20 protein-coding genes are annotated in these 20,129 nt (G+C 42.4%); 19 read left to right on the top strand and 1 reads right to left on the bottom strand.

The window, feature by feature from the left end:
• Positions 1-11 precede the first annotated feature (11 nt).
• The 5 genes from spoIIIAD to MKY77_RS15530 are packed head-to-tail and all read left to right on the top strand — an operon-like array spanning position 12 to position 3,592.
• A complete protein-coding gene (gene spoIIIAD, locus MKY77_RS15550) occupies positions 12-401 on the top strand; it encodes a stage III sporulation protein AD (RefSeq protein ID WP_082380912.1) in 390 nt (129 codons plus the stop codon).
• A gap of 27 nt (positions 402-428) precedes the next feature.
• Positions 429-1,601 carry a stage III sporulation protein AE gene (gene spoIIIAE / locus MKY77_RS15545; RefSeq protein ID WP_339146746.1) on the top strand — a complete coding sequence of 391 codons (1,173 nt, stop codon included), beginning with the start codon at positions 429-431 and terminating at the stop codon, positions 1,599-1,601.
• A 14-nt stretch (positions 1,602-1,615) separates the two neighbouring features.
• Complete coding sequence (spoIIIAF, locus tag MKY77_RS15540) at positions 1,616-2,239, top strand: stage III sporulation protein AF (protein ID WP_339146745.1); 624 nt, start codon at positions 1,616-1,618, stop codon at positions 2,237-2,239.
• Positions 2,240-2,245: 6 nt separating this feature from the next.
• Positions 2,246-2,914, top strand: coding sequence for a stage III sporulation protein AG (gene spoIIIAG, locus MKY77_RS15535; RefSeq protein WP_339146744.1), 669 nt, complete (start codon positions 2,246-2,248; stop codon positions 2,912-2,914).
• Positions 2,915-2,917: 3 nt separating this feature from the next.
• Positions 2,918-3,592 carry a SpoIIIAH-like family protein gene (locus tag MKY77_RS15530; RefSeq protein ID WP_339146743.1) on the top strand — a complete coding sequence of 225 codons (675 nt, stop codon included), beginning with the start codon at positions 2,918-2,920 and terminating at the stop codon, positions 3,590-3,592.
• Between the two features lie 79 nt (positions 3,593-3,671).
• On the opposite strand, the gene MKY77_RS15525 is transcribed toward MKY77_RS15530, so the two are convergent.
• Complete coding sequence (locus tag MKY77_RS15525; RefSeq protein ID WP_339146742.1) at positions 3,672-4,652, bottom strand: nuclease-related domain-containing protein; 981 nt, start codon at positions 4,650-4,652, stop codon at positions 3,672-3,674.
• A 619-nt stretch (positions 4,653-5,271) separates the two neighbouring features.
• Between MKY77_RS15525 and accB the strand changes: the two genes are divergently transcribed.
• The 14 genes from accB (at position 5,272) to spoIVB (ending at position 20,102) form a co-directional block, all read left to right on the top strand.
• Entirely contained in the window at positions 5,272-5,784 is a 513-nt protein-coding gene (gene accB / locus MKY77_RS15520; RefSeq protein WP_339146741.1) for an acetyl-CoA carboxylase biotin carboxyl carrier protein, read from the top strand.
• Between the two features lie 16 nt (positions 5,785-5,800).
• Positions 5,801-7,153, top strand: a complete 1,353-nt coding sequence (gene accC / locus MKY77_RS15515; protein WP_339146740.1) for an acetyl-CoA carboxylase biotin carboxylase subunit — start codon at positions 5,801-5,803, stop codon at positions 7,151-7,153.
• A gap of 21 nt (positions 7,154-7,174) precedes the next feature.
• Positions 7,175-7,579, top strand: a complete 405-nt coding sequence (locus MKY77_RS15510) for an Asp23/Gls24 family envelope stress response protein (protein ID WP_063560427.1) — start codon at positions 7,175-7,177, stop codon at positions 7,577-7,579.
• 353 nt (positions 7,580-7,932) lie between these two features.
• Positions 7,933-8,328: a transcription antitermination factor NusB gene (gene nusB / locus MKY77_RS15505; protein WP_339146739.1), complete on the top strand. Its 396-nt coding sequence runs from the start codon at positions 7,933-7,935 to the stop codon at positions 8,326-8,328.
• 29 nt (positions 8,329-8,357) lie between these two features.
• Entirely contained in the window at positions 8,358-9,233 is an 876-nt protein-coding gene (gene folD / locus MKY77_RS15500; RefSeq protein ID WP_339146738.1) for a bifunctional methylenetetrahydrofolate dehydrogenase/methenyltetrahydrofolate cyclohydrolase FolD, read from the top strand.
• Between the two features lie 83 nt (positions 9,234-9,316).
• Entirely contained in the window at positions 9,317-10,672 is a 1,356-nt protein-coding gene (xseA, locus tag MKY77_RS15495; RefSeq protein ID WP_339146737.1) for an exodeoxyribonuclease VII large subunit, read from the top strand.
• Positions 10,665-10,901, top strand: a complete 237-nt coding sequence (locus tag MKY77_RS15490) for an exodeoxyribonuclease VII small subunit (protein WP_339146736.1) — start codon at positions 10,665-10,667, stop codon at positions 10,899-10,901. Before xseA ends, MKY77_RS15490 begins: the two co-directional genes overlap by 8 nt.
• Before the next feature lie 12 nt (positions 10,902-10,913).
• Positions 10,914-11,798, top strand: a complete 885-nt coding sequence (locus MKY77_RS15485; protein WP_339149835.1) for a polyprenyl synthetase family protein — start codon at positions 10,914-10,916, stop codon at positions 11,796-11,798.
• A gap of 762 nt (positions 11,799-12,560) precedes the next feature.
• Positions 12,561-13,166: a hypothetical protein gene (locus MKY77_RS15480; protein WP_339146735.1), complete on the top strand. Its 606-nt coding sequence runs from the start codon at positions 12,561-12,563 to the stop codon at positions 13,164-13,166.
• A gap of 19 nt (positions 13,167-13,185) precedes the next feature.
• A complete protein-coding gene (dxs, locus tag MKY77_RS15475) occupies positions 13,186-15,078 on the top strand; it encodes a 1-deoxy-D-xylulose-5-phosphate synthase (RefSeq protein WP_339146734.1) in 1,893 nt (630 codons plus the stop codon).
• A gap of 6 nt (positions 15,079-15,084) precedes the next feature.
• Positions 15,085-15,921 (top strand): TlyA family RNA methyltransferase, encoded by an 837-nt coding sequence (locus MKY77_RS15470; protein WP_339146733.1) that lies wholly within the window; start codon positions 15,085-15,087, stop codon positions 15,919-15,921.
• A 110-nt stretch (positions 15,922-16,031) separates the two neighbouring features.
• Positions 16,032-16,481 (top strand): transcriptional regulator ArgR, encoded by a 450-nt coding sequence (argR, locus tag MKY77_RS15465; protein WP_010194884.1) that lies wholly within the window; start codon positions 16,032-16,034, stop codon positions 16,479-16,481.
• Between the two features lie 22 nt (positions 16,482-16,503).
• The gene (recN, locus tag MKY77_RS15460; protein WP_339146732.1) at positions 16,504-18,210 is read left to right on the top strand and encodes a DNA repair protein RecN; all 1,707 of its coding nucleotides are present in this window, start codon (positions 16,504-16,506) and stop codon (positions 18,208-18,210) included.
• Between the two features lie 596 nt (positions 18,211-18,806).
• Positions 18,807-20,102, top strand: a complete 1,296-nt coding sequence (gene spoIVB / locus MKY77_RS15455; protein ID WP_339146731.1) for a SpoIVB peptidase — start codon at positions 18,807-18,809, stop codon at positions 20,100-20,102.
• Positions 20,103-20,129: the final 27 nt, after the last annotated feature.

Raw genomic sequence — 20,129 nt, 5'->3', positions numbered from 1 at the left:
GGTGATGACCTATCGAGATCCTTCAAATAGTAGGTCTGGGCCTAATTGCCACGTTTCTTGCATTGGTGGTGAAAGAGCAGAAGCCGACATTTGCTTTCATGCTGGTCGTATTTGTCGGCTGTGCCATATTCTTATTCTTAGTGGAGCAAGTCTTTGACGTCATCAGGATGCTCGAAAGAATAGCCATTAATGCCAATGTGAATTTGATCTATGTCGAGACCATACTGAAAATCGTCGGGATTGCCTATATCGCAGAGTTCGGTGCCCAGATAACAAAGGACGCGGGGCAAGGGGCAATTGCATCTAAAATTGAATTGGCCGGAAAAATATTAATATTGGCAATGGCTATCCCCATCCTGACCGTTATCATCGAAACCATTATTAATCTCATTCCTTCTTAAACTGAAACTACAGAGGGGAGTATACCAATGAAATTCATTCTCGCAATCATTGCAGCCCTGTTGATACTACTGTTTATTCCATTCGAAATTGTACAAGCCTCCCCATCCTCCCCATCAGAACTTGTGACAGAGCAAATGGAGGGAGTGGACGTGGAGGAAATAAAGGTGTATTGGGAAGAGATCATGCAAGAATACGGTGGTTTTTTACCGGAAACCCAAAAAGGGACTTTCATGGAATTTGTTAAAGGGGACAAGTCTTTTTCCTTAAAAGAGTGGTCAAAAGGCTTCGTCAAATATCTATTTCATGAGCTTTTGGCAAATGGAAAGCTACTGGGAAGCCTCATTTTACTAACTATCTTCAGCATGTTTCTGCAGACTCTTCAAAACGCTTTTGAACAGAAAACGGTCAGTAAAGTGGCCTATAGTGTTGTGTTCATGGTGCTGATCATCATCGCGCTCAACAGCTTCCATATCGTCATCTCTTATACCCAGGAAGCAATAACGGCCATGACCGGCTTCATCATCGCACTCGTTCCATTGCTCATTGCCCTTATCGCCTCTTCAGGAGGATTGGTCTCAGCGGCGTTTTTCCATCCTATTATACTATTTTTAATGAACACCAGCGGCCTGCTGATTCAATATATCGTATTGCCGCTCTTATTCCTTTCGGCGATCCTTAGCATTGTAAGCACGCTTAGTGAACAATACAAAGTGACCCAACTTGCGCAACTTTTAAGAAACGTGAGTATCGGGATTCTAGGAATCTACCTAACCGTTTTTCTTGGAGTTATCTCTGTACAAGGGGCAACGGCAGCAGTGACAGACGGAATTGCTATCCGCACCGCCAAATTTGTGACGGGGAATTTCATACCGGTTATCGGAAGAATGTTTACTGACGCAACGGATACAGTCATTACCGCTTCTCTTTTATTGAAAAATACAGTAGGAATCCTGGGTGTTGCCACATTGATTTTACTGGCCGCATTCCCTGCCGTGAAAATCCTTTCTATTGCCATCATTTATAAACTCGCTGCAGCCCTTCTTCAGCCACTTGGTGGGGGGACGGTGATCAAGTGCTTGGATATCATCAGCAAAAGCATCATCTACATTTTTGCGGCATTGGCCATTGTCTCTTTTATGTTCTTCTTAAGCATAACTGTCATTATTGCAGCCGGTAATATCACCGTGATGGTCAGGTAAGGGGGAGGGGACCGATGAGTTACTTAACAGAATGGATTACCAGTATCATTCTATTTATTCTTCTGGCCACTGTAGTAGAAATGCTTCTGCCGAATTCTTCTATGCAAAAATATACGAAACTTGTGATTGGGCTGTTGCTGATCGTCGTCATTCTCACTCCCATATTAAAGCTGCTTTCTACTGACCTGGACGAGCTTTTTGCAAAAATGACGACTCACTCCTCCTATACCTCAGAAACAAACACAGAAAATTTAATAGAAATGAAGAAAAAAGAAATACAAGCCTCACATGCTGCATACATATTAGATAAAGCGGCTGTCCTAATGAAAGAAGATGTGGAGGAGGAGTTGAGGGAAAGCTATGGTTTAACTGTTAAAGACTTGAAAGTCGTCGTGAAAAATGAGGACCAGCTTGCAGAAATACCAATAGAAGAAAACATAGAATCCGTTGTGATTCTGCTCGAAAAAGCCGAACAAAAGACAGCCATTCAAGTAGTAAAGCCTGTCCAAATTGACACCTCCAGACAAAAGGAACCAGCGCCTTCCTCGAAAGAAGAAGGAAAAATAGCAACTTTCCTAGCAGATCGATGGCAACTACAACCAACCAATATCTCTGTAGCAGTCGAAGGGGGGGATTAGTACAAGGTGGAAAAGAAAAACCAAGCTTTCATTCCATGGCTAAAATCTCTGCTATCCAATCAGTCAAAGGACAAAAAAGCAAAATATCAATACATGACAGTCGTTCTCATATTAGGTGTTGCATTCATGCTTTTTGGTACCCTGTTTTTCGGGGAAGACAGTGCCAACTCTCCTGGCGGGGGAGTCTTACCGGCAATGAAACAGCAAGAAACCGGAGACGAAGAAGTATTCGGACATAGTGATGATGCCAACGCACCTTCTACTATCTCTGATTACGAGGCAAGTTTTGAGAACCAGTTGAAAGATGCCCTGGAAGCGATCGCCGGCGTTAATGACGTCTCTGTCGTCGTAAATGTCGATGCATCCGAACAGAAAGTCTTTCAGAAAAACATCACCACCTCCCAGCAAACAACCGTAGAAACAGATAAAGCAGGGGGGAAACGTGATGTAACAGACAGTTCAAAAGACGAACAGGTACTTGTAATCAGAAAAAATGAACAAGAGATCCCGGTTGTATCCGAAACAAAAAAGCCGGTCATCCGAGGTGTTCTGGTAGTCGCAAAGGGCGCTGAAAATATACATGTTAAACAAATGATTTTGGAAGCTGTCACCAGAGTGCTCGACGTACCGCAGCACAAAGTAGCAGTACTTCCAAAAAAATCCGAGGGGGAATAATCCATGTTATTAAAAAAACAAACCGTCTGGTTACTAACCATGCTTAGTCTAGTTTTCGTCCTATCAGCTTACTATTTCATCGGCGACCAACAAGCCGGTGAACAAATGGCAAACGAACAAGCTGAACAACCGGCAGCAACCGAATCAGCCGAAAACCATGAAGGCGATCATGGAGAAGCAGCTGGAACCGATGGAGAAGAAGGCAAGGAAGGAACAGAGGGTACAGAAGGTGCTGAAGGTGCTGAAGGTGTCGAGGGAGAAGAAGCTACAGACGAAGACGGTAGCGCAGTTGTGAAATACATCTCCACAGATGAAACGTTTGCTGAAATGCGCTATGAGCTTGAAAATCTTCGCAGTGTCCACCGCGCTGAATTGAAAGATAGAATGGCAAGCACAGAGTTACCGGCTGAAGAGATTTCCAAAGCCGTCGATCAATACAACGAACTAGCACAAATCTCAGAAAAAGAACTGATCCTAGAATCTACCATCCGTTCCCGAAAAGACGTCGATGACGCACTTGTCCGCGTGACAGACGGCAAGATCCGCGTAACAGTCAAAACGGCAGAACATTCTCCACAAATGGCAAATGATATCTATCATATGGTGCGTCAAGAATTCGCCGATGTGCGCAACGAAAACATCGCATTTGAGTTCAGCACTGCAGATGCGAGTGAGTGATATATTTTAGGATAAGCAAGTCACCGGGGCCTTGAGAATGTGAGGGGCTTCGGTGTTTTTTATTTGTTTGAATATGTGATTAAAGGATGTATCGCCGGTTTCTGGTAGAGCCAAGATAAAGGAGGTTTGCGGAGGTTAATATCCTCAAGGCAGTACTTTCACACTTGATACCAAGAAACTCCCTGAGAGATTTATTAGTGATAGTAGAACAAATCAATAATTTATAATCTTTCATTGCCTCTAAATGTGCTTCGAAGCATTTAAAATTACACTCCACGCATACCCAACAACCTCTTCTTCTCTTCATGGAGAGGGTATTGCAAGATTTGCAGAATACCCCATTTAAAATATCACTTCTTTTAATAGCATACTTATGAAGCACATCCTTAAATAAAGAGGGTTCATTGTTCTTCAAGATAGTATCTTTTATTTTCTTGATTTTTTTTGTATCCCATTCCCCTATTCCATATTCAGTTATAAACGCAACTATTCTATCGGAAATAGCAGTATTCCTAGTAACGAATTTTTGAACGATATTCGGATGAGTTAATGCCTTTAATTCAGAATTGGCATTAGCCATAATGACTAGGCATTCGCAGGGGAGGTAAGGGAGCTTGGCAATTTTCAACCATGATTTAAATTGTGATAGTTGTATGTTTACTTGTTGGATAGGATCCCTATGAGAAATTCTTTTTTCGTTTCCGTCTTCATTAATTATTTGTATTAGTTGTTGGAATGCAGGATCAAACTGAAGAGTTCCAATCATATTTTTAACTTCTAATATGAGATAGAATGTAGGGGTAATAAGAAGGGTATCTACTTGGAAGAACTTATTATTATAAGGGAGCCTTAAATCATGAAATACTATAATATCATGTTCCATCTCAGGTAAAATGCTTAGATAATAATCTATTGATTCCTCACCCCTATAGCCAGCCATAGCCATACCAAGATCTTTTTTAATAATAGGTAAAGAGGGATGATTAGGTCTCAGCCTTCGAATGAGAGCCTGCAGTACTTGGATCTTCATGGAATATTCTCTTTCTTTTAATACAACCAACAAATCACTTCCTTTAATGGGGTTACTATTAAATTTGCTAAAAGTAGACAAATTCCTTCAAATGTTTTAGAAATAACGAAAAATATATTCTGTCGCACTTCACTTTAGCCAGGATAATAAAAAAATATTAATTCCGTCAAAAAAAAGACGAATCCCGTCACAATTGTATCAAATCCCTGCATAACAACTGTCAAAACTTCTCCTTTGAATCAGGTAGGACTAAAACCAAGCTTCTATTCCTTCACATAAAGCTAGAATCCCATCACAACGAAACAAAATCCGCTCACAACTCCAGAAAATCCCTTCATAACTCAACATAATCCCGTCACAAGCCTTTATCCGTTTCAAAATAATTAATATGGACTTTTATTAAAAAGACCACCCCTACCCACCACAACTAAAATCCCCTATAATAAAACTTAAAGCGTTTTCATCTGTTATGAGCCAACCACCGCCGCGAAACACCATAATTTAGCACTAGGTAATAATATCTATTACTATTTTTAGTTGAATTTCGGTAGCTTGTATCGTATGATGAATATGAACTATATTGTTAAAATGTACATAGTAACAGCTAAGCAGCAACTAATCATCAATAGGACCAAGGAGTGAACGTAGTATGTTAAAGATCCAAGAAATCAGAGAAATTATTAAGTTGATTGACCAATCGAATATAGATGAATTCACGTATGAGAATGAAGGTTCGAAAATTAAAATGAAAAAACATGCTGCCCAAACAGTTGTTAGCACACAAGTGGCTGCACCGGCACCACAAGCGGCACCTCAGCCACTAGTTCCACAAGCAGCACAAGCTCAACCGGCTCAACAAGCTCCAACACCAGCTGTAGAAGCAAACCAAGAGTCGGCGGCACCTAAACAAGAAGATGCGAACCTACATAAAATCACTTCCCCGATGGTTGGAACATTCTATGCTTCGCCATCACCGGATCAAGCGGCATATGTACAGGAAGGCGATAAAGTGGGCGAAAACTCTGTCGTTTGTATCGTAGAAGCAATGAAGCTTTTCAATGAGATCGAGGCAGAAGTCAAAGGCGAGATTGTAGAGGTTTTGGTTGATAATGGCCAATTAGTCGAATATGGTCAACCTTTATTCCTTGTAAAAACAGTATAAGGAGGGGGAGACACTCATGATAAAAAAATTATTGATTGCGAATAGAGGAGAAATTGCAGTTCGTATTATTCGTGCCTGCAAAGAAATGAATATCGAGACAGTGGCGGTTTATTCGGAAGCAGATAAGGAATCCCTTCATGTCCAGTTAGCGGATGAAGCATATTGTGTTGGACCTACCGCTTCCAAAGACAGCTACCTTAATTTCACCAATATCATCAGTGTGGCAAAACTGACCGCGTCAGACGCGATCCATCCTGGGTATGGGTTCCTTGCGGAGAACTCAGACTTTGCGGAGCTTTGCCGTGAATGCAACATCACATTTGTAGGACCAAGTCCTGAAGCGATCAGTAAGATGGGGACGAAGGATATCGCGCGTGAAACGATGCGTAAAGCGGGAGTTCCAATCGTTCCGGGATCTCAAGGCATCATCGAAAATATCAACGACGGCATGTCCATCGCCAATGACATCGGGTATCCTGTCATCATTAAAGCAACGGCAGGCGGCGGAGGTAAAGGGATCCGCGTTGCCAGAAATGAAGAGGAACTGAAAAAGGGAATCTCCATTACCCAGCAGGAAGCGGCAACAGCCTTTGGAAATCCAGGGGTTTATCTGGAGAAATTCATCGAAGACTTCCGACATGTAGAAATACAAGTGATGGCGGACGGGCATGGAAATACGATTCATCTAGGTGAACGTGATTGCTCCATTCAACGTCGCTTACAGAAGCTCGTTGAAGAAACGCCTTCACCAGTACTTGACGCGGATATTCGTGCACAGATGGGTGATGCGGCGGTAAAAGCGGCCGAAGCAGTGGACTATATGGGTGCAGGTACGATAGAATTTATATATGACTACCAGAATAAGAAGTTTTACTTCATGGAAATGAACACGCGGATTCAGGTGGAACATCCCGTTACGGAAATGGTGACAGGAGTGGACCTAATTAAGGAAATGATTAAGGTGGCATCTGGTGAAACTTTATCTATCAAGCAAGAAGATGTGGTCTTCAACGGTTGGTCGATTGAGTGCCGAATCAATGCAGAAAATCCGGAAAAGAATTTCATGCCTTCTCCAGGAAAGATTGAGATGTACCTTCCTCCAGGTGGTCTTGGTGTCCGAGTGGATTCTGCTGTGTACCCTGGCTACAGTATTCCACCTTATTATGATTCCATGGTTGCAAAGCTGATCACATACGGGGCAACACGCGAAGAGGCGGTTTCCCGAATGAAGCGGGCGTTAAGTGAGTTTGTGATTGAAGGCGTTCATACAACGATTCCTTTCCATCTGAAACTGATGGATCACGAGAAGTTTAAAGATGGTGATTTCAATACGAAATTCCTTGAAAAATATGATGTCATGAATTCTTAAAATATAGTAGGAGGGTTAATTATGAGCGAAAGAAATTTATTGGAAATGGAAAACAACAATTCTCTAGGTAAAGTGGAAATTGCTCCAGAAGTAATTGAAGTCATTGCCGGTATTGCTGCTTCCGAAGTGGAGGGTGTCATGCAAATGCGTGGGAACTTCGCAGCCGGTGTGGTAGAGAGACTTGGGAAGAAGAACCACGGTAAAGGCGTAAAAGTGGATCTTAGCGAAGAAGGCATTAAAGTGGACGTTTTCTGTGTGATGCAGTTCGGTATTTCCATTCCGACTGTTGCTCAAAAAGTACAGGATAATATCCGTCAGGCATTACTGAATATGACAGCTCTTGAAATTACGGAAGTGAACATTCACGTTGTTGGTGTTCAATTTGAAACGCAAAAGAACGAAGTGGAAGTAGAGCAGGAAATTTAAAAGGACGTCACCATGTAGGCACTCTAATCAGAAGGGTGCCTACAATTTTTTTGCTTTACGATCAATAAAGTTTCCCTTGTGTTAGCCCCCGATATTAGGTACAATTTTAGTCGCTTTCTCTTTTAGAGGAAAAGTATAGCAGTGTATGATGTAGGTAATGATGAAAGTGATATTAAAAAAAGTTTTTAGCTCCCCCAGAGCGAAAATGAAAACGGTTAATTCCGAACATTATGGACAACAACTTAAATTTTGTATGTGAATAAGCGTAAAAACCTTCAAAAAACATGTGTTTTTTTATAAAAATGTGCTATTATCTTTTTATACTAGTATAGGCACGATAAGGAGATCGATCAATGAAACGAAGTAAATCAAGAGAAAAGGCGCTACAAGCCATTTTTCAAATGGATTTAAGTGATATTGCGCCCGATGAAGCAATTGAAAATGTATTGGAAGAAGGAGAAAAAGCGGACGACTTCCTAAAAAGTATTGTACTTGGAACAAAAGAGCATCAAGAGGAAATCGATTCCACGCTGAGAGCTCATTTGGAAAAGTGGTCACTAGATCGTTTAGGAACAGTCGATCGCACCATTCTACGTATGTCTGTATTCGAAATGATGCATGTAGAAGAGATTCCGGCAAATGTGAGCATGAACGAAGCGATCGAGCTTGCGAAAACATTTGGCGATGATAAATCCAGCGGGTTCATCAACGCGGTCCTGTCCAAAGTCAAAACAACAATCGAAAAATAATGCATAAGTAGTAAAAGGGGGAGCTATTCATGTCAGCAGTGATTGTATCAGGTAAAGTACTTGCAACCGAAAAAAGGGCTTTTATTAAGGAAAAGGTGTCAGAGTTACATACGGTAAAAAATATTCAACCAAGCTTGGCAGTGATTCTTGTAGGGGAAGACCCTGCATCCCAATCCTACGTCAGAGCGAAACAGAAAGCTTGTGAAGAGGCTGGAATTCGAAGCATTTTGGAAGAGTATCCAAGCTCCATTACCCAACAGGAATTATTGGATAGAATCACCCACTTTAACCAAGATATCTCTGTTCACGGTATTTTGGTACAGTTGCCTTTGCCTGATCATATCGATGAACTGGCTATTATTGAACATATTTCCCCTAATAAAGATGTGGATGGGTTCCATCCCGTCAATGTCGGTCGAATGATGATTGATCAAAAATCCTTTCTCCCATGTACGCCTTATGGGATTGTGGAAATGATTAAATCCTTGAATGTTTCCATTTCAGGGAAGCATGTAGTAGTTATCGGAAGAAGCAATATTGTTGGAAAACCCGTCGGTCAATTGCTATTGAAAGAAGATGCGACAGTCACGTATTGTCATTCGCGTACGAAGGATTTGGCCTCCATCACTAAACAAGCTGATATCCTGATCGCTGCCGTTGGCCGTGCGAAGCTAATAGGTGCTGAATATGTTAAAGACGGTGCAATCGTCATTGATGTCGGAGTTAACAGGCTTGAAACAGGAAAGTTATGTGGCGACGTTGATTTTGATACGGTAAAAGAAAAGGCGAGCTACATCACACCCGTTCCTGGAGGAGTCGGTCCGATGACGATTACCATGCTCTTGCAGAATACACTTGAGTCAGCACAAAACGAAGCAAGTGAAAACAAGACGTTTTCCCGTTAATATGGTATCTTAGAAGATGGAAAGAACTTCGAGTTCTTCCGTCTTTTTTTCGTATAAGCAGTCTCGAAAAAGGAGTTAATATTATGAGTGAACGCAGATACTTAACTGTTACTGCACTGACAAAATACATAAAACGAAAATTTGATGTGGATCCACATATGCAGGATGTATGGCTGAAAGGAGAAATATCAAATTTCAAACAACATAGCAGGGGGCATATGTACTTTACGTTGAAGGATCAGAGTGCACGATTATCGGTCGTCATGTTTGCCGGTCAGAACAGGAACCTTGTTTTCAAGCCACAAGAAGGGATGAAAGTCCTTGTTCGCGGGGAAGTGACGGTCTACGAGGCAAGTGGATCCTACCAAATGTACATAAAAGAAATGCAACCAGATGGTGTAGGCAGTCTTTTTTTGGCTTACGAAGAATTGAAAAAGAAACTATCACAAGAAGGGCTATTCTCACCGGAACATAAAAAGGTTCTTCCAAAATATCCACGTGCAGTTGGCGTAATCACTTCTCCGACAGGAGCTGCCGTTAGAGATATCATCACAACCTTGAAGAGAAGATACCCTCTGACAAAGATTATCGTGATACCTGCTCTTGTTCAAGGCGTTAATGCTGCCCCTTCTCTCGTGAAGGCGATTCAAATGGCCAATCAACAATCTGAATTAGATGTATTGATTGTTGGGCGTGGTGGTGGATCGATTGAGGAGTTGTGGGCTTTTAACGAAGAGGTCGTTGCCAGGGAGATTTTCGCTTCCAATCTTCCAGTCATTTCAGCGGTAGGGCATGAAACGGACTTTACCATCGCGGACTTTGTGGCGGATATGCGAGCGCCCACTCCGACTGCTGCTGCTGAGCTTGCCGTCCCACACATCAATGAGTTAATAGAAAGGTTGTCAGATCGGAAGTTACGCTTGCATAGAGCTTCCAATAAATTGATGCAACATTATAAGGATAGGCTGACTACCTTGCAAAAGTCTTATGCTTTCCGTTTTCCAAAGAACCTTTATGCGCAAAAGCAACAGGACCTCGATCGTGTGCTGGACGATTTGGATATGTCCATGAAAAGAATGGTAGAGCGGAAGCATGTAAAGAGGGAGCAACTTTCTTCCTTGCTCGAACGTTATCATCCGAAAAAGCAATGGCAGACGGAAAAGCTTACCCTCGAACAGCGCACGACTATGCTTACCAAGTTGATGCAACAAGCCTTGCAAAAGAAGCAATGGGAGTTTCAACATAAACTAACGAAAATAGATGGCTTGAGCCCTCTAAAGATTATGAATAGAGGGTACAGTCTGGCTTTTCAACAGGATGGGACCATCATAAAAAGCGTGGACCAGGCGGAAAAAGGTGACACCATACAAGTGCATCTCCAAGATGGGCAGTTTGCTTGTGAAATACAAGATGTAAAGGAGAGAAAGGACAATGAGTGAAAAGAAACAAGTAACATTTGAAGAAGCGATGAAAGAATTGGAAACCATAGTAGAAAAGCTTGAAGAAGGGGATGTGCCATTGGAAGAAGCGATATCTTTCTACAAGGAAGGGATGAAACTGTCCAAGCTTTGTCATGACAAACTATCCCACGTAGAGGAAGAGATGGAAAAAATATTAAAAGAAAATGGGGAATTGGACTCGTTCCAGGTACAGGAGGATGAAGCTTAATTGGCACATGTGATGGGTTTGCAAACCTTTATGAAGGAAAGAAAGAAACTAGTGGAAGAGGCTCTTTTTTCCTATGTGAACACAGTGGAGGCTCCACAGATATTGCTGGAATCTATGAGCTATTCATTGAAAGCTGGAGGAAAGAGGCTGCGTCCGCTACTGGTCCTTGCAACGTTGCACTCATTTGGCAAGTCTGAGAAAATCGGATTGCCGGTAGCTTGCGCTGTTGAAATGATTCACACTTATTCGTTGATTCATGATGACCTTCCAAGTATGGATGATGATGATTATAGACGAGGCAAACCAACCAACCATAAGGTTTATGGAGAAGCGATGGCTATCCTTGCAGGGGATGCGCTGCTCACTTACAGCTTTGAAGTGATGGAGGACCTATTAAATCTAGGTGTGTCCCCTATTAAAGTGGTCACCCTGATGAAGGAACTCTCAAAAGCTACAGGTCCAACTGGGATGGTCGGAGGACAGGTAGCAGATATGGAAGGGGAAGGTAAGGCTCTTTCGCTTGAAGACTTGGAGTATATACATAGAAACAAAACCGGAAAACTGCTAGGTTACAGCATAGTAGCAGGCGCCATACTTGGGGATGCGACTGAGGAGCAGATTTTGAAGCTTACGCTATTTGCCGATCACCTTGGACTGGCTTTTCAAATACGAGATGACATCCTTGATATCGAAGGTGATGCTGAGAAAATAGGCAAGCCGGTCGGTTCGGATACCCTTAATGAAAAAGTCACTTATCCTTCTTTGCTGTCTATGGATGGCGCCAAAGAAAAATTGGAATATCATATTAGGGAGGCGAAGTGTTTGCTTTCCGACATGTCGTTGGAATCTAATCTTTTATCACAACTTTGTGATCTAATTGCCAAAAGGGACCATTAATCGACAAATATAGAGGCGGAAATTGAGCATTTCCTCTTTTTGTGATATAATATATGATACAAATGGGTGGTGCAGTATTCTAGTCAGTCTACCTTTTCTGAAGGCGGGCCTAAAAATCCGCTAAAGGGCACATCGATGAAGTTCCTTGTGTCGGCTTGAGGCGCCCAGCCTTGGGTTGATGCTGGGAGTTAAGGTTGTAGGGCGATCCACAATGGCATGTGGGCGAAGACCCTACTTCCGTGGAGGCCCATTCTCATCCATGTTTATCCCCTAGGGAAGCATGAGATGGAATGGTGATAAACCTGATATATGCCTAACTGGGTTGGTCATATACAGCGTAGCCTGCCTTGAGTGGAGTTGGAGGGGATTATGGTATGGGATGTTTTCACTAGGCCAGTGAAACTATCTTTGTATTCCATATGAAATCCGCTCTGCAAAAGAGGCTAAGAATTGGTTAAAGGCTGTAGAGGAAAACTCCTAGACTGTTCTGTTTCTAAGACATGCATTGGGGATTATAGTGCGGACTAAGTGGTAATCCAGTCTAGCTGATGGCGACACAGCTAAGGCAGGTTTAATGGGAAACCGCCAGTATGGCGACATCTGGTACTTGCTTGGGAAAACCTACTGGACCTAAGCCGCAGTCTTTACCCAATGCATGACCACCTTTACATATTTAAATTTGGTGGATTAAGTTAAAAATGTCTATAATAAAATGTAGGATAACTACAAAAGCTTACTTATATAGAGTTAGGAAATTATACCATGTTAAATAAATGGAAAGATGCAATAAATTGGAGTTTAGCTATCGCCGTTATCACACTCGTGTTAGCGGCTATTTTTTCAATCGTTTCCACTTATCTGCTTTCAGGTGTCACTTGGGCGATAGGAATGGTCATCGTTTTCATCATTGTGTTCATTGGGATATTTTTCGATATGCTCGGTATTGCTGCTACAGCTGCAGATGAAACACCATTTCATGCCATGGCAGCCGAAAGGGTAAACGGTTCCAAACAGAGCATACTGATTGTCAGAAGTGCCGATCGTTTTGCAAGTTTCTGTAATGATGTTATCGGGGATATATCTGGAATTATCAGTGGAACAGCCTCTGCGATTGTGGTGATTTCATTTACCATTTCCATTGGCCAACGTGAGGATTCGTTGTTCCATTATATTGTGGCAGTGGTATTTACAAGCGTAGTTGCTGCAGTGACAGTCGGAGGAAAGGCTTTCGGAAAATCGATGGCCATCCGCTATTCAACCCCCATTCTTTTTCAAGTGGGCAAACTTTTTTATATCCTGGAAGACAGATTCAAGATAGTTGTGATGAAGGAAAACAAAAATAAACGTAAGAATAAGAGAAATCAGTAAGGAAAGAGAGTGATCCCTTTTGGATCTTACAAAGATTGAAAATCCGCAGTTTTTAAAGAAAATGTCTATAGCAGAATTGGAGAGCCTGAGTGAAGACGTCAGACGCTTTCTGATTGAGCAGCTTTCCACTTCTGGAGGGCATATCGGTCCTAACCTTGGGGTGGTGGAACTGACGATAGCACTTCATAAGGTTTTTGAAAGCCCTAAAGATAAATTCCTTTGGGATGTGGGCCATCAGGCTTACGTCCATAAGATCCTGACAGGAAGAGCCTGTGAATTTGACACCTTAAGAAAATACAAAGGGCTATGTGGATTTCCGAAAAGGAATGAAAGCGAGCACGATGTATGGGAGACAGGACACTCCTCCACCTCTCTTTCCGGAGCAATGGGAATGGCTGCTGCAAGGGATATAAAGAGAACAGACGAATATGTCATTCCAATCATCGGGGATGGGGCATTGACCGGTGGGATGGCACTGGAAGCATTAAATCATATCGGGCATGAAAAGAAAGACATGATTGTCATTTTGAATGATAATGAAATGTCCATCGCACCAAATGTAGGAGCCCTGCACAGTGCACTTGGAAGAATGAGAACAGCGGGTAAATACAACTGGGTAAAAGACGAATTGGAAGTGCTTCTTAAGAAAATACCTGCAGTTGGCGGGAAACTGGCGTCAACGGCGGAGCGCATCAAAGACAGTTTGAAGTACCTTGTTGTTAGTGGTATGTTCTTTGAAGAATTGGGCTTTACGTACTTAGGTCCGATTGATGGACATAATTATAACGATTTAATTGATAATCTTAAATATGCGAAAAAAACCGAAGGCCCTGTCCTCATTCATGTGGTCACTAAAAAAGGGAAAGGATATGAACCTGCAGAACTCGATACGATCGGAACGTGGCATGGAACTGGCCCGTATAAAATCGAAACAGGAGATTTCCTTAAACCTGTTGGTGCACCTCCAGCATGGAGCAGTGTTGTCAGTGAAACAGTCAGAAAGCTTGCACGTGAAGATGAACGTATTGTTGCGCTGACGCCGGCAATGCCGGTCGGATCAAAACTTGAGACTTTTGCAAAAGAATTCCCTGATAGGATGTTCGATGTTGGAATTGCTGAACAGCATGCTGTAACAATGGCTGCTGGATTGGCAACGCAAGGGATGAAGCCATTCTTGGCTATCTATTCGACATTCTTGCAAAGAGGCTATGACCAGGTTGTTCATGATGTTTGCCGTCAAAACTTGAACGTTTTCTTCGGAATCGACCGTTCCGGGTTGGTTGGAGAGGACGGAGAGACGCACCAAGGTGTATTTGATATTGCATTCCTGCGTCACCTTCCCAATATGGTGCTAATGATGCCAAAAGACGAAAATGAAGGCCAGCACATGGTGTACACAGCAAACAAATATGACGAAGGTCCAATTGCGCTTCGCTATCCGCGTGGAAACGGGTTGGGTGTGAAGATGGATGAAGAGTTGAAGGAACTGCCGATTGGTTCCTGGGAAGTACTAAGAGAAGGAACGGATGCGGTAATCCTTACTTTCGGAACCACCATTGGAATGGCACTCGAAGCGGCTGACTACTTGAAGAAAGAAAATCTTTCCGTTAAAGTGGTCAATGCACGATTCATCAAACCGATGGATGAAGCATTATTACATGACCTATTCAAATCAGGCATACCTTTTGTAACCATAGAAGAGGCAGTCCTGCAAGGTGGATTTGGTAGTGCGGTAGTTGAATTTGCAAGCGATAATGGATACACGAACCGTATAGTAAGAATGGGAATTCCAGATCGCTTCATTGAACATGGAAGTGTGAAGGAGCTGCTACAGGAAATAGATTTAACAACGGAAAAAGTCGTGGAAAATGTTAAATTGATTGCAGCTAGAAGAAAACAAAAAAGGGCTTAAACATATATGGCGAAAAAAGAAAGAGTAGATGTACTCCTTGTGGAGCGTGGGCTTGTGGAAACGCGGGAGAAAGCAAAACGCTCCATAATGGCGGGACTTGTATATTCAAATGAACAAAGGCTGGACAAGCCTGGTGAAAAAGTGGCAACAGATGCACCGCTTAGTGTGAAAGGGAATCTGATGCCCTATGTAAGCCGTGGTGGGTTGAAACTCGAGAAAGCGCTGAAAGTCTTTAGCTTGAACGTGAAGGATAAGATTCTCCTTGATATTGGTGCATCCACAGGCGGTTTTACCGATTGTGCGCTACAAAATGGCGCGAAATTGAGTTATGCGCTTGATGTCGGCTACAACCAGCTGGCGTGGAAACTACGACAGGATGAACGGGTTGTCGTGATGGAACGGACCAATTTCCGTTATGTGACACCTGTTGATCTGAACGAAGGAATGCCTGAATTTGCGAGCATTGACGTTTCCTTCATCTCCTTAAAATTGATCTTTCCTGTATTAAAAACGTTACTAGTACCTGGAAGTGACGTGGTTGCATTAGTGAAACCTCAGTTTGAAGCTGGAAGAGAACAGGTTGGGAAAAAAGGAATTGTCAGAGATCCCAAGACCCATCAGGCGGTCATGCAGAAGATTATAGACTTTAGTTTAAAGGAAGGCTATGATGTGATGAATGCTTCCTTCTCTCCTATAACGGGAGGTGAGGGGAATATTGAATTCCTCCTTCACCTGCAATGGAATGGGCATACTGAAGAAAGCTCACAGAACAATCTTCAGGTAGCCATATCTGATCTGGTCGCAGATGCTCACCAACAATTGAAGGTCGAAAAAGGGGAATAACTGTTATATGGTTGTTCCTTTTTTCTTGGCTTACTGTTTTACATAGAATAATGTTTGAATTAACATAGAGCTAGGTAATAAAGGTTACATAGACAATAAGGGGTGCCAACATGACAAAGGGCCAAAGACATATAAAAATCAGAGAGTTGATTACAAACAGTGAAATCGAAACCCAAGACGAGCTTGTCGACCGCTTGAAAAGCTTAGGATTCAATGTGACCCAAGCCACGGTTTCAAGAGACATAAAAGAGTTGCATCTTGTAAAGGTTCCGCTTTTGGATGGCAGATATAAATACAGCCTGCCTGCGGACCAGCGTTTCAATCCACTGCAAAAATTAAAGCGCTCCCTTATGGATGCGTTTGTCAAAATAGATATAGCCGGTCACATGATTGTAATGAAGACGATGCCTGGTAATGCCAATGCCATTGGTGTACTTATTGATAATCTTGATTGGTCGGAGATTCTCGGGACTATATGTGGGGACGACACATGTTTGATTATTTGCCGTACACCGGAGGATGCAAAAGAATTATCCGACCGATTTATTAATATGCTATAAAATCACTGAAGGAAGTGATGGTATGATTGCTGAATTGACAATCAAAAACTTTGCTATTATTGAATCCCTTTCCATCTCATTTGAAAAAGGGCTCACGGTATTGACAGGGGAGACCGGCGCCGGTAAATCCATTATCATTGATGCCATCCACTTGCTGGCAGGTGGGAGGGGATCTCATGAGTTTGTGCGTTTCGGTGAAAAAAGAGCGGAGCTAGAAGGTTTGTTCCTGCTTGAAAATGATAGTCATCCTGCCTATAGGGTCTGCAAGGAATTGGGCATTGAAATTGAAGATGAAATGGTCGTTTTACGAAGGGAAATCCATGCAACCGGAAAAAGTGTCTGCCGTGTGAATGGCAAGCTGGTCACCATTGCACTTTTAAGAGAAGTGGGACAAACATTAGTGGACATTCATGGACAACATGAACACCAAGAGTTGATGGATCCGGATCTTCATCTATTGTTATTAGATCAGTTTGGGGGCACATCTATTCAAAAAGAACTTCAGTCGTACAGCGAAGTTTACAGATCCTACAAGGACGTAGAAAAAAGGCTGCTTGAACTTACCGATAATGAGCAAAAGGTTGCACACCGCCTCGATTTGCTTCAATTCCAGGCAGAGGAAATCAGCAATGCGGAATTAAGCGTGAATGAAGAGGACGATCTCCTTGAAGAAAGAAATAAAATCAGCAATTATGAACGCCTTTATCAGTCCCTAAATAACTGTTATTATGCAATGCATGGTGAACAGAAGGGACTTGACTGGGTTGGCCAGGCGATGTCGGAGTCGGAAGGTCTCGAGGAAATCGATAAAAACCTCAAAGATGTTCACGAAATCATATCAAATTCCTATTACCAATTAGAGGAACTATCTTATCGTATCAGGGATGAAATAGATCAGCTCGAGTTCGACCCGAATCGTTTGGATTTTATAGAAGGCAGATTGAACGAAATTAAGCAGCTGAAACGTAAATATGGAAGCACGGTTGCTGAAGTTTTGGAATATGCCTCAAAGATAGAAGAGGAGCTCGAGACCCTGCAAAACCGTGATTCGCATATTCACCAGCTTCAAGAATCTTTGGAATCGCTAAAGCAGGACCTAGCGCTAGAAGCCAAATCCCTAACAGACGCACGTAGGAAATCCTCTGAAAAGCTAATGAAGAGCATCCATAAAGAGCTTAAAGATCTTTATCTGGAAAAAGCGATCTTTGACGTGAACATGGAAGTGAAAAAGGAAAAGTCATCAGGCGATGTGTTGTTCGGGAAAAACGGCGTGGATGACGTGGAGTTCTATCTTACGACTAACCCGGGTGAGCCGTTGAAGCCGATGGCAAAGGTCGCCTCAGGTGGAGAGCTTTCCCGAATCATGCTTGCATTGAAGAGTATATTCTCTAGGCATCAAGGGATCACATCCATCATTTTTGATGAAGTTGATACAGGTGTCAGCGGCAGGGTGGCGCAGGCCATAGCAGAGAAAATTTATCAGGTTTCTGTGGGGTCACAAGTCCTATGCATTTCCCACTTGCCGCAAGTTGCAGCAATGTCCGACACACATCTATTCATCAGCAAGGAAGTTTCCGGTGAACGTACTAAAACCAAGGTGCGTGGCCTGGATCAAGATGAAAAGATTCGGGAAATAGGGCGAATGATTTCCGGTGTGGAGATAACTTCGTTGACGAAAGAACATGCACGTGAACTTCTGGAGATAGCAGGGAGTATTAAGCAAGGGTAGGAATATATAGATTTAGACCAAGCCGTTCGCATTTGATGATGTGGACGGCCTTTTTTGGTTTGAATTTGAACACAAGGCCATATATAGTAAAGAAAATCACCTATATTGCTGTGATTTTGCGAGTAATTTTAGTGTGAAAAAACGGTTCGGACAAATTACGAAGCTCTTCGGACAATTAAAGGTTCACTATTGGTCTGGTTCGGACAAGAATTACTGTGGTTTGGACAAGATGAAGCAAGGTTTGGACATTCCAATTTGAGGTTCGGACAAGAATGAAAAAACTTCGGACAACTTTTGAAAATCTTTGGACAAGGATACAAAAACTTCGGACAACAATCGAAAAACTTTGGACATTTCCTCTGAATCAGCGAAAGAGAGCGACACATTGCTCATCCACAGTACTCTTGAACAGATCTGTTACATAATTTTACGTTCTCACATCCCCAATAATTATCCTTGCTCACCTCATATAACATAACTATCCATAATGGGTAGCATTTAAATTAATATCGTTGTTATAAATGTGGCCTGACAAGGCAAAATTAAATAATGTAGCCATGAATGGTGTGGGATAGGACCGAGGAGAGTGAAAATGTTTGAGAGAAGATATAATTAGAAAATTTGTTGGTGTATTTCTCCTTGTTTCAGTCATGGTATTATGTGTAAGTCAACCATTTAAAGAGTATGTCCAAATCCCGAATAAAATAACGATGTTTGAAGGACAAGGATTACATTTCCAGTCGTCCGTACCGGTGACTGCCAAGGCAAATGAAAATTCTTCCTCCTCTCTCGGGATCGAGACAGACCATAAAACGATAGCACTAAACGGAAAACAAGCAGGAGAAGGTCAGGTTGTGTTGCAGCTTGCCGGTATCCCTGTCAAACAGGTGAATGTAGATGTCATACCGGAATATAAAGTGTATCCGGGCGGTCAATCCATTGGAGTGAAATTAAACACTTTGGGTGTTCTGGTAGTCGGCCACCACCAGGTCGATACGGAAGAAGGTAAACAATCACCTGGAGAAATTGCGGGTATCCAAGTAGGCGACATTATTACAAAAATCAACGGCAAAACCATCGAGCAGATGAGTGATGTTGCTCCATTTGTACAAGAGTCCGGCAAGACCGGTAATCCCCTTGATGTTGTCATCACACGAGAAAAAGAAACCATTGAAACAAAGCTTATTCCTTTAAAAGACAAACAGGACAGTTCATTCAGAATTGGACTATATATTAGAGATTCGGCTGCGGGAATTGGAACCATGACCTTCTATGATCCGATCACCATGAAGTATGGAGCGTTAGGCCATGTGATTTCAGATATGGATACAAAAAAGCCGATTGTTGTTCAAGACGGCCAAATTGTTCGATCGACCGTTACGTCCATTGATAAGGGAAGCAATGGAGTACCGGGTGAAAAGCTTGCAAGGTTTTCCAACGATAGATCGGCAATTGGTGATATCTCAAGAAACAGCCCGTTCGGGATCTTCGGAACGCTTAACAAAGATATAGAGAATGGCATCATGGACAAAGCACTGCCAATCGCCTTGTCGGCAGAAGTGAAAGAAGGACCTGCTAAAATACTGACCGTCGTGGATGGAGATAAAGTGGAAGAATTTGATGTTGAAGTAGTCAGTAGCATTCCACAAAAATTCCCCGCCACTAAAGGGATGGTCATAAAAATTACAGATCCGGTCCTCTTGGAAAAGACGGGAGGAATTGTGCAGGGGATGAGTGGAAGTCCAATTATTCAAAATGGCAAGGTGATTGGTGCTGTCACTCACGTATTTGTAAATGATCCGACAAGCGGGTATGGCGTTCATATAGAATGGATGCTGAACGAAGCCGGAATTGACATTTATCAAAAAGATAAAGAGAAGAAAGTGGGCTGAAAAAGCTCGCTTTTTTCTTTTATTATG

Origin of the sequence: Sutcliffiella sp. FSL R7-0096 (assembly GCF_038595065.1) — a bacterium.
Classification (GTDB): domain Bacteria; phylum Bacillota; class Bacilli; order Bacillales; family Bacillaceae_I; genus Sutcliffiella_A.
The sequence above is the reverse complement of the archived record's forward strand: the minus strand, read 5'-3'. Positions and strand labels throughout refer to the sequence as shown.

Bases quoted from the DNA above. Each gene is read 5' to 3' on its own strand.
- MKY77_RS15480 (WP_339146735.1), top strand. From the start codon at position 12,561: ATGTTAAATAAATGGAAAGATGCAATAAATTGGAGTTTAGCTATCGCC.
- MKY77_RS15490 (WP_339146736.1), top strand. From the start codon at position 10,665: ATGAGTGAAAAGAAACAAGTAACATTTGAAGAAGCGATGAAAGAATTG.
- accC (WP_339146740.1), top strand. From the start codon at position 5,801: ATGATAAAAAAATTATTGATTGCGAATAGAGGAGAAATTGCAGTTCGT.
- spoIIIAF (WP_339146745.1), top strand. From the start codon at position 1,616: ATGAGTTACTTAACAGAATGGATTACCAGTATCATTCTATTTATTCTT.
- folD (WP_339146738.1), top strand. From the start codon at position 8,358: ATGTCAGCAGTGATTGTATCAGGTAAAGTACTTGCAACCGAAAAAAGG.
- recN (WP_339146732.1), top strand. From the start codon at position 16,504: ATGATTGCTGAATTGACAATCAAAAACTTTGCTATTATTGAATCCCTT.
- MKY77_RS15470 (WP_339146733.1), top strand. From the start codon at position 15,085: ATGGCGAAAAAAGAAAGAGTAGATGTACTCCTTGTGGAGCGTGGGCTT.
- nusB (WP_339146739.1), top strand. From the start codon at position 7,933: ATGAAACGAAGTAAATCAAGAGAAAAGGCGCTACAAGCCATTTTTCAA.
- xseA (WP_339146737.1), top strand. From the start codon at position 9,317: ATGAGTGAACGCAGATACTTAACTGTTACTGCACTGACAAAATACATA.
- spoIIIAE (WP_339146746.1), top strand. From the start codon at position 429: ATGAAATTCATTCTCGCAATCATTGCAGCCCTGTTGATACTACTGTTT.
- argR (WP_010194884.1), top strand. From the start codon at position 16,032: ATGACAAAGGGCCAAAGACATATAAAAATCAGAGAGTTGATTACAAAC.
- MKY77_RS15485 (WP_339149835.1), top strand. From the start codon at position 10,914: ATGGGTTTGCAAACCTTTATGAAGGAAAGAAAGAAACTAGTGGAAGAG.
- accB (WP_339146741.1), top strand. From the start codon at position 5,272: ATGTTAAAGATCCAAGAAATCAGAGAAATTATTAAGTTGATTGACCAA.
- MKY77_RS15510 (WP_063560427.1), top strand. From the start codon at position 7,175: ATGAGCGAAAGAAATTTATTGGAAATGGAAAACAACAATTCTCTAGGT.
- MKY77_RS15530 (WP_339146743.1), top strand. From the start codon at position 2,918: ATGTTATTAAAAAAACAAACCGTCTGGTTACTAACCATGCTTAGTCTA.